The sequence below is a fragment of the Cryobacterium sp. TMT2-14 genome (assembly GCF_004402465.1).
In the GTDB taxonomy this organism is placed as follows: Bacteria; Actinomycetota; Actinomycetes; order Actinomycetales; family Microbacteriaceae; genus Cryobacterium; species Cryobacterium sandaracinum.
The window spans coordinates 72851-82085 of record NZ_SOFV01000010.1; the positions used below are offsets into that span (position 1 = coordinate 72851).

Annotated in this window: 7 protein-coding genes and 1 pseudogene; 4 read left to right on the forward strand and 4 right to left on the reverse strand. The window is 67.3% G+C overall.

Going from position 1 to position 9235, the window contains the following annotated elements; all coding sequences use genetic code 11:
- The first annotated feature begins 110 nt into the window (after positions 1–110).
- Both E3O28_RS04995 and E3O28_RS05000 read left to right on the forward strand, forming a co-directional pair.
- A complete protein-coding gene (locus E3O28_RS04995; protein ID WP_104099946.1) occupies positions 111–2405 on the forward strand; it encodes a carbon starvation CstA family protein in 2295 nt (764 codons plus the stop codon).
- Entirely contained in the window at positions 2402–2635 is a 234-nt protein-coding gene (locus E3O28_RS05000) for a YbdD/YjiX family protein (protein ID WP_104099947.1), read from the forward strand. Before E3O28_RS04995 ends, E3O28_RS05000 begins: the two co-directional genes overlap by 4 nt.
- A 90-nt stretch (positions 2636–2725) precedes the next feature.
- On the opposite strand, the gene E3O28_RS05005 is transcribed toward E3O28_RS05000, so the two are convergent.
- The 3 genes from E3O28_RS05005 to E3O28_RS05015 form a co-directional block, all read right to left on the reverse strand.
- Positions 2726–3628: a serine hydrolase gene (locus E3O28_RS05005; RefSeq protein WP_166784748.1), complete on the reverse strand. Its 903-nt coding sequence runs from the start codon at positions 3626–3628 to the stop codon at positions 2726–2728.
- Between the two features lie 75 nt (positions 3629–3703).
- Positions 3704–5668, reverse strand: a complete 1965-nt coding sequence (locus E3O28_RS05010; RefSeq protein WP_104099949.1) for a M13-type metalloendopeptidase — start codon at positions 5666–5668, stop codon at positions 3704–3706.
- Between the two features lie 44 nt (positions 5669–5712).
- Complete coding sequence (locus E3O28_RS05015) at positions 5713–6552, reverse strand: DUF222 domain-containing protein (protein WP_134415341.1); 840 nt, start codon at positions 6550–6552, stop codon at positions 5713–5715.
- A 258-nt stretch (positions 6553–6810) separates the two neighbouring features.
- Here E3O28_RS05015 and E3O28_RS05020 point away from each other — a divergent pair, with 258 nt between their 5' ends.
- Positions 6811–8142 carry an MATE family efflux transporter gene (locus tag E3O28_RS05020; RefSeq protein WP_241973020.1) on the forward strand — a complete coding sequence of 444 codons (1332 nt, stop codon included), beginning with the start codon at positions 6811–6813 and terminating at the stop codon, positions 8140–8142.
- A 116-nt stretch (positions 8143–8258) separates the two neighbouring features.
- On the opposite strand, the gene erpA is transcribed toward E3O28_RS05020, so the two are convergent.
- Entirely contained in the window at positions 8259–8615 is a 357-nt protein-coding gene (erpA, locus tag E3O28_RS05025) for an iron-sulfur cluster insertion protein ErpA (RefSeq protein WP_104099952.1), read from the reverse strand.
- A 428-nt stretch (positions 8616–9043) separates the two neighbouring features.
- On the opposite strand from erpA, the pseudogene E3O28_RS05030 reads away from it, so the two are divergent.
- A pseudogene (locus E3O28_RS05030) lies at positions 9044–9235 on the forward strand (Fe-S cluster assembly protein SufB); the annotation flags it as partial.

Below are 9235 nucleotides of genomic sequence, written 5' to 3' on the forward strand. Positions count from 1 at the left end.
AAGCCGCCCGGCGCTCCGTCCATTTTAGGCGTCCGTCCGGAAGGTGCCGCCAAGCTGTTAGCCTTGCTAAGGATTTCCGCAGTCCTTGCGGGTACCTCAAAGGAGAGATCATGGGCACCAAGCCCCGAACGCCACACGATTCAGCCAAGCGGGGTGAGGAGCTGGACCGGGATCCCCTCCTGTTGCCCGTTGCTCTCGACCAGACCACCCACGACGCCGAGGAAGCCCACTGGACCCCCCTGAAGATCGGGATCTGGGGCGGCATCTCGCTGCTCGGCGGGCTGAGCTGGGTGATGCTCGCCGTCGTTCGCGGCGAGACCGTCAACGCCATCTGGTTCGTCTTCGCCGCCGTCTGCACGTACCTGATCGGTTACCGTTTCTACTCCAACTACATCCAGAAGCACCTGCTGCACCCCGATGACCGGCGCGCGACGCCGGCCGAGTACAAGGCCGATGGCAAAGACTTCGCGGCCACGGACCGCCGGGTTCTCTTCGGTCACCACTTCGCCGCGATCGCCGGCGCCGGACCGCTCGTCGGCCCCGTGCTGGCCGCCCAGATGGGCTACCTGCCCGGCACGATCTGGATCATCGTCGGTGTCGTGCTTGCCGGCGCGGTGCAGGACTACATGGTGCTGTTCTTTTCAATGCGCCGCGGCGGACGCTCCCTGGGTCAGATGGCCCGGGACGAGCTCGGCAAGGTGGGCGGCACGGCCGCCCTCGTCGCGACTCTGGCGATCATGGTCATCATCGTGGCCATCCTCGCCCTCGTCGTCGTCAACGCCCTCGCGGACAGCCCCTGGGGCGTCTTCTCGGTCTCGATGACCATTCCGATCGCCCTGTTCATGGGCGTCTACCTGCGCTTCTTCCGCCCGGGCCGGGTCACCGAGGTCTCGATCATCGGCTTCATCCTGCTGCTGGCCGCCATCATCGGTGGTGGCATGATCGCGGACACCGAGTGGGGCTCGACCTTCTTCGCCATTGAACCGCTGCCCCTCGCGATCGGCATCATCGTCTACGGCTTCGTGGCCGCCATCCTTCCGGTCTGGCTGCTCCTGGCCCCCCGGGACTACCTGTCCACCTTCATGAAAATCGGCACGATCGGGATGCTGGCAATCGCCATCATCATCGTCCGCCCCGAGATCTCGGCCCCGGCCGCCAGCGAGTTCGTGAACGGCGGCGGCCCCGTGGTGAGCGGCTCGCTCTTCCCGTTCCTCTTCGTCACCATCGCCTGCGGCGCCCTGTCCGGCTTTCACGCCCTGATCGCCTCCGGCACGACACCGAAGCTGATCGAGAAGGAACGCCAGACCCGGTTCATCGGTTACGGCGGAATGCTGATGGAATCATTCGTCGCCATCATGGCGCTCGTCGCCGCGCTGTCGATCGACCGCGGCATCTACTTCGCCATGAACTCCTCGCCGGCCCTGACCGGCGGCACCGTTGAGGGTGCTGTCACATTCGTGAACAGCCTCGGACTGACCGGTGTCAACCTGACCCCCGAGATGCTCACCGAGACCGCGAAGAACGTGGGCGAGGAGACCATCGTGTCCCGCACCGGCGGCGCCCCGACACTGTCGGTCGGCCTCGCCAACATCATGCACCAGCTTGTGGGCGGCTCGGGGATGATGGCGTTCTGGTACCACTTCGCGATCATGTTCGAGGCGCTGTTCATCCTGACCGCCGTCGATGCCGGAACCCGCGTGGCCCGGTTCATGTTGCAGGACAGCCTCGGCAACTTCTTCCCGAAGTTCAAGAACACCTCCTGGCGCCCGGGCGCCTGGGTCACGACCGGGATCATGGTCGCCGCCTGGGGTGCCGTGCTCGTGATGGGCGTCACCGACCCGCTCGGTGGCATCAACACCCTGTTCCCGCTGTTCGGAATCGCGAACCAGCTGCTGGCGGCCATCGCCCTGGCCGTCTGCCTGGCGATCGTGGCCAAGCGAGGGCTGTTCACGTACCTCTGGGTTGTGGCGCTGCCGCTGACCTTCGCCGCCGTCGTGACCATCTACGCGTCGTTCCTGAAGATCTTCTCGACCGTTCCCGCCGTGGGCTACTTCGCCCAGAATCGAGCGTTCTCCAACGCTCTGGATGAGGGACTCACCAGCTTCGGCACGGCGAAGACCGTCGAGGCGATGGAGGCGGTCGTGCGCAACACGATGGTGCAGGGCGTCCTTTCGATCCTGTTCGTCGTGCTGGCCATCATCGTGATGGTCACCGCCGTGCAAGCCACCTGGAAGTCCTACAAGTCCCGCAGCTTCGGCACCAACGAGGATGACGCGGTGGCGTCGCAGATGTTCGCCCCGTCCGGCTTCGTAGCCACTCCGGAAGAGAAGAAGCTGGCCGCACGCTGGGACACCCAGATCGCCCAGGCCAAGCTGGACAAGGCAGGGAGGACGACCCGCCGATGAATCTGCTCGCCAGTGTTCGCCACGGCGCGAAGAGCTTCGCCTGGTTCATGAGGGGGGTCATGGGTGAAGACGCCTACGACAAGTACAAGGCCCACCATGAGGCCCACGACGAATCGATTCATGACCCGGATGCCGCCGCCTGCTCCGGACCAGTGATGATGACGGAACGCGAATTCTGGCGCGACCAGACCGACCGCCAGGACATCAACCCCCAGGGTCGGTGCTGCTGAGCGGGTGCGCCACCATCGCCCAGGGCTGCCCCCGCGAAGGATTCCTTCGCGGGGGCAGCCCTGTTTTCCTGTTTTCACCGGCGGCGCCGGTCAGTGCACGTATTCCAGCAGGTCGAGGCCGACCGCGCGCATCCCGTCGTGCACCGCGAGCCGGGACGAGAGGCGGGTGTCCGCGAAGGACATCGAGACCATGTAGGTCACCCCGGCGCGCGGGCCGCGCAGAATGCCGATCTCACTGCGCACGCCGGCATCCGTTCCGGTCTTGTTGACCAGCAGGAGGCCGTGATCTCCGGACCGATGCGCGAGCGGGTCGAGCCCGAACGCGCTGGCGACCATGGACAGGTCGGCGCCGAGCGACAGCCAGCCGAGCACGCGCTCACTCGCCTCCGCATCGACGACCTCCCCCCGGGCCAGCGCCGTGAACAGCCAGGTGAGCTCCTTGGCGCTGCCGACCGAGAGCTGAGGTGCGTCATCGGGACCGCGCCGGTCGCGCACAAGGTCGAGCAGGGCGGTGCGGCTGAGTCCGAGCTGCTCGGCGCGGGACCGCACCGCGTCCAGGCCGACTGCGCGGAGCAGCACATTGGTGGCCAGGTTGTCGTTGATGGCACCGATCAGCGCAGCGAGGTCGGCGATCGGCAGCGAGGGAGCCTGCAGGTGCTGCCAGAGGCCGGATCCGGCGACCGAATCGGACACGGTGCGATCGAGGATCGTGTACGCGCCGAAGTCGGCGTCGCGGAGCCGGGCGGCGACCTCGATCAGCAGAAGCACCGTGCCGATGCCGGCGGTGGGCATGACCACGTGGTCGTCCACGGAGAACAGCACCCGGCCGGTGACCAAATCGGTGGCGCGGGCCGAGACCTGCACCCCGTCGACCGCGAGGTCACCGAGCGCCTGGAACCCGCGGCCGAAGTTCGCCGTGGCGTCCACGCCGCCGTGCCTGCCGCGGCGCGCCGAGGAGTGGCGAGACCGGCGCTCTGAGTCCTGGGATGGCATGGCCACAGTGGGCAGGTCCTTACGTAGATTCGGGCTGCTCGACCCCGGTGACACGGGCTTACGGTCGCGCTGAGGTCACCAGATCGTAACGCGCTTTTCCGGGTCCAGCCAGAGAGCGTCGTCCGGGGTGACGCCGAACGCCGTATAGAACTCGTCGATGTTGCGCACGATCTGGTTGCAGCGGAATTCGTTGGGCGAGTGCGGGTCGATCGAGAGCAGGCGGACGGCCTCCTCGTCACGCATCTTGAGCTGCCAGGCCTGTGCCCAGGAGAGGAAGAAGCGCTGGGTGCCGGTGAGTCCGTCGATCACGGGCGGCGCCTGGCCGTCCAGCGAGATCAGGTAGGCCTTCCAAGCGATGGAGAGCCCGCCGAGGTCGCCGATATTCTCGCCGATGGTGAGTGCGCCGTTCACGTGGTGGTCGGGAACCTGATGCGGGGCGAGCGCGTTGAACTGCTCGATCAGGGAGCCGGTGCGCTCTTCGAAGGCCGTGCGGTCATCTTCGGTCCACCAATCGGTGAGTAGCCCGGTGCCGTCGTATTTCGAGCCCTGGTCGTCGAAGCCGTGGCCGATCTCGTGCCCGATGACGGCGCCGATCGCGCCGTAGTTGGAGGCGGAATCGCGGGCATCGTCGAAGAACGGCGGCTGCAGGATGGCGGCCGGGAAGACGATCTCGTTGAAGCCCGGGTTGTAGTACGCGTTGATCGTCTGCGGGGTCATGAACCACTCGTCGCGGTCGAGCGGGTTGCCGATCTTGCCCAATTCCCGCTGAAACTCGAACTCGCTCGTGGCGCGCACGTTCTTGATCAGGTCGGCCGGGTCGACCGAAAGGGTCGAGTAGTCCCGCCACTTGACCGGGTAGCCGATCTTGGGGGTGAACTTCTCGAGCTTGTCGAGCGCACGGGCGCGCGTCTCCGCGGTCATCCAGTCGAGTTCGGTGATGCTCCGGCGGTAGGCCTCGACCAGGTTGGCCACGAGTATGTCCATGCTCGCCTTCGCGCTGGGCTTGAAGTGCCGCTCGACGTAGATGCGCCCGACGGCCTCGCCGAGCGCCCCCTCGACGAGCGAGACGCCACGCTTCCAGCGCTCGCGCAACTGGGGAGTGCCGGTCAGGGTGCGACCGTAGAAGTCAAAGCTGGACTCGACGAAATCGCTCGACAGGAACGCGGCGCTGGAACGGATGATCTGCCACCGTAGCCAGTCCTTCCAGCCCTCGAGCTGGTCCTCGGTGAGCATCTCCGCCAGACCGGTCACGAAGCTGGGCTGGCGCACGACAACCTCGTCGAGAGCACCGGCCGGGCCGTCAAGCCCGTCAAGCCAAAGGTGCAGGTCGGCGCCGGCGGCCAACGCGGTGACCTGACCCCAGGTCTTGAGGTTGTAGGTCTTCTCGCTGTCGCGCGAGCGCACCTTGTCCCAGTGGTGAGTGGCGAGCTCGGTTTCGAGAAGGAACACGCGCTCGGCGCGACCGGCGGCATCCGGGGTGCCGACGAGGCCGAACATCCGGGTCAGGAACGCCTGGTAGGACTCCCGGATCGCGGCGAACTTCTCGTCGCGGTAGTAGGACTCGTCGGGGAGGCCGAGCCCGCCCTGCTCGACGAAGACGAGGTAGCGCTCGGGGTCCCCCGGATCGTTGTCGACGAAGAGACCGAAGGCGCCGGGCACGCCCGCGCGCTCGAGGCGGCCGAGGGTGCCGAGCAGCTCGGGGATGGAGGTGACGGCGTCGACGATGGCGAGATCGGCCGCGAGCGGGGTCGCTCCGAGCTCTTCGACGCGGTCCTCGTCCAGGAAGCTGGCATAGAGGTCGCCGAATTTGCGCTCCTCGGTGCCGGGGGCGGCGGTCTGGGCTTCGAGGATGATTTCCCGGACGGCCTTCTCCGATTCCTCGGCGAGCAGGTAGAACGAGCCCCAGCGGGCCTTGTCGGCCGGGATCTCGCTGCGGGCGATCCACTTGCCGTTCACATGGCGGAAGAGGTCGTCCTGCGGACGCACCTCGAGGTCAAGTTCGTCGCGGTCGATTCCGGATGCGGTCCCCTGGTCAGTCATGCCTCCACCCTATTCGCTGTGACAGTGGCCGAGCTGGTAGAGACCTATCGGGTGTGCACACGGATGGCGGTGGACCTCCCGGCCCGCTGGTCGAGCGCGCCGAGACCCGGAGCTACAGCCCCACCGCCTTGCTCGGCAGCGCGATCAGTGTCTGCTCCGGATCGTTCTCCACCGGTGGCCGGAGCCAGTATTGCGTTCCGGTGCGGGTGGCAGAGCAGCACTCCGTCGGCGAGGTTGGTGTCTCCGCTGTCGGTGAGCCAGTCGTTGATGTGGTGGGCTTCGGTCCAGGACGGTGATCGGTCGCAGTCGACCCACCGGCATCCGCCGTCGCGCACTCCCATCGCGGCGCGTTGTTTCTCGGTGAAGAGTCGTTCGTCACGGCCGACGTTGATGATTTGGCCGATGTCGTCGAACTTGATGCCGCGGGTGCCGGTGTCGCAGAGCACCCGGTCGATGGTTTCCTGCGAGATGGGGACCGGGTTGCCTTCGATCTGCCCGTGAGCGGCGGGTTCGGCGGCACCCGGCGCGGCGGGTTCGGCTGTGAGGACTTTCTCGGTCACGATCACGCGCACCGCCGGGCGGCATCCGCCGAAGACCGGGCCGGGGTCGGCTTCGCCGGCGATTGTGAGCAGCTGCACGAGGGAGTCCGCGTTGATCTGCTCGGTGCTGCGCGGGTCGTCCTGCATTTTTTGGGCCCAGGCGGCGCGTTCCGGGTCGACGAAGCGCACTCCGCCGCGGCGGAGGCTGGTGATGGAGTCGAAGGTGGAGATCACGAACTCGCCGTCTTCGGGGGCGAAGAGCCCGTTCAGGCGCACGTTGCCGTTGCTCAGCCGGTAGACCTTCAGGTAGCGGTCGTCGTGGGCCTGCTTCTCCCGGGCGGCGATGCCGGCCTGATCGAGGAGCCCAGCAGGGCGACGGCATCGGCCGCCCGACTGAGGTCATCCGCGAGGTTCGTCATGGTACGAGGATACCTGATGTCGTACAGGTAGTTGATAGTCTGTCACTTACTATGGACTCTTTATTGCACTAGTTTCGAAGTCTTGTCTGGCAGCGCGGAGATTGGCTCGCCGGGTCTCGACAGGCTCGACCACCGGAAGCGGACACCGGGTGCGGAGGGGCTGAACTAGAGTTTTGGCATCACCATCACCGTGCTCCGCCCGCAGCCCATCGACCGCGAGATCCTGCGCCTCGCCATCCCCGCCGTCGGCGCGCTCATCGCCGAACCGCTCTTCCTGCTCGCCGACTCCGCCATGGTCGGGCACCTCGGCGCCGTTCCGCTGGCCGGACTCGGCCTGGCCGGCGCCGTGCTGCAAACGATCATCGGCCTGATGGTCTTCCTGGCCTACAGCACCACGCCCGCGGTGGCCCGCTGGCTGGGGGCCGGTGACCGCCGCCGTGCGGTCGCCGTCGGCATCGACGGACTCTGGCTGGCCCTCGGCCTCGGTGTGCTGCTCGCGATTGCGGGCTGGTTCGCCACCCCCCTGCTCGTCGGCGCGTTCGGCGCCGAGCCCGCCGTCACCGCCGCGTCCGTCAGCTACTTGGGCCCATCGATGTTCGGACTGCCTGCCATGCTGCTCGTCTTCGCGGCGACCGGGCTGCTCCGCGGGCTGCAGGACACCCGCACCCCGCTGTGGGTGGCCGGGATCGGGTTCTCGGTCAACATCCTGCTGAATGCGGTGTTCATCTACGGCCTGGGACTCGGCATCGTCGGATCCGCCCTCGGCACAGTCGTGGCACAGTGGGCGATGGTCGCGGTCTATCTTGCCGTCGTCGGCCGCCACGCCCGCCGCGAGAGTGCGCCGCTGCGCCCGCATCGGGTCGGGATGTTGCGGGGCGCGGCATCCGGCGGCTGGCTGTTCCTGCGCACGGTGAGCCTGCGTGCGGCCATGTTGCTCGCGGTTTTCGTGGCCACGAGCCTCGGTTCTCCCGAGCTGGCCGCCTTCCAGATCGCGATGACCCTGTTTGCCACGCTCGCGTTCGCCCTTGACGCCCTGGCGATCGCGGCACAGGCGCTGGTGGGCCGGGGCCTCGGCGCCGGCAACCTGGCCGAGGTGCGCGCGGTGCTCAGGCGCTGCCTCGAATGGGGCGTGCTCAGCGGGTCCGCGCTCGGGCTGCTGGTGATCGCCGCGAGCGGCGTGCTCGGCCGACTGTTCACGAACGCGACCGAGGTCAGCGACCTGCTGCCGGCGGCCCTGATCGTGCTCGGGCTATCCGTTCCGCTCGGCGGGGTGGTCTTTGTGCTCGACGGAGTGCTGATCGGTGCCGGCGACGCGCGCTACCTGGCCCTGACCGGATTGGTGAACCTGGCCGCGTTCGTGCCGCTGGCCGTCGCGGTGCTGCTGCTGGCGCCGTCGGGACCAGCGGGACTGGCCTGGCTGATGGCGGCGTTCGCGTTCGGCTACCTCGGCGCACGCGGGGTGACGCTCGGGCTGCGCGCCCGGGCGGCGAAGTGGATGGTCGTCGGCGCCCGCTGACATCGGGGCAGCCCCAGCGCTGACGGCCGCGGCGCAGCTCGGAAAGTGGGCGCAGGTTCTCCCGTGCGCCAGCCTCCGCGACCGGCGCCGGAAGGCCAAGCACGGCGGCGGCGACTCTAGCTGAAGGAGTCGCCGCAGGCGCAGCTGCTGCCGGCGTTCGGGTTGTCGATCGTGAAGCCCTGCTTCGCGATGGTGTCCTCGAAGTCGATCGAAGCACCCTCGAGGTACGGCACACTCATCTTGTCGAGCACGACCCCGACGCCGTCGAAGTCCACGACGACGTCGCCCTCGAGAATGCGCTCGTCGAAGTAGAGCTGGTAGATCAGGCCGGAGCAGCCTCCGGGCTGCACGGCTACGCGCAGGTTCAGGTCTTCGCGACCCTCCTGGCTAAGCAGGCTGCGCACCTTCAGCGCGGCAGCGTCAGTCAGGCCGACGCCGTGGGCCGGTGCGATGGGGGCAATGGTGTCGGTCATGAGACTCCTCGGACTTCACGCTGCATGGACGCGTCGGGACCGCTCCGCTTGAGCGTTTCGCCTGCGCGAGTATTCAGACACTCTAAGCTCCCGCGGCCGTTCTGCGAACCCCGGAGACTGCCGCCGGCATCCGTTGCGTGCCCGCGCCTCCCCGACGACCCCTCGACGACCTGCCGGTGACCCGCCAAAACGAGCCGAAGTGTAGCCAGATGAAACCCTGAAGCCTAGGGTGAAGTGTTCCCGTTTTTTTTATGCGCGCGGTCCAGATGACCGCGACGCAGCACGGCGTGGCCCTGATTGTCTTTGATCTCTCAGCGGTGCGCACCTGAGCCGTCCTCACAACTCGTTCTCAGCCGGTCTCCTCACGGAGTCCGGCTCGGGATGACCGGACTAATATCCGGGTTGCCGGGGTGGCAGAAGAGGTAAATATGTCTGACGTCCTTCTTGACCGCCCCGAACTTGCGGGGCTCGGTGTCTACGAGTTCGGGTGGTCCGACTCCGATGCTGCTGGTGCCTCCGCCCGCCGCGGGATTTCGCCGGAGGTGGTGACCGATATCTCCAATCTCAAGGGCGAGCCTGAGTGGATGCTGCAGCGTCGCCTCAAGGCCCTCGAGTTGTTT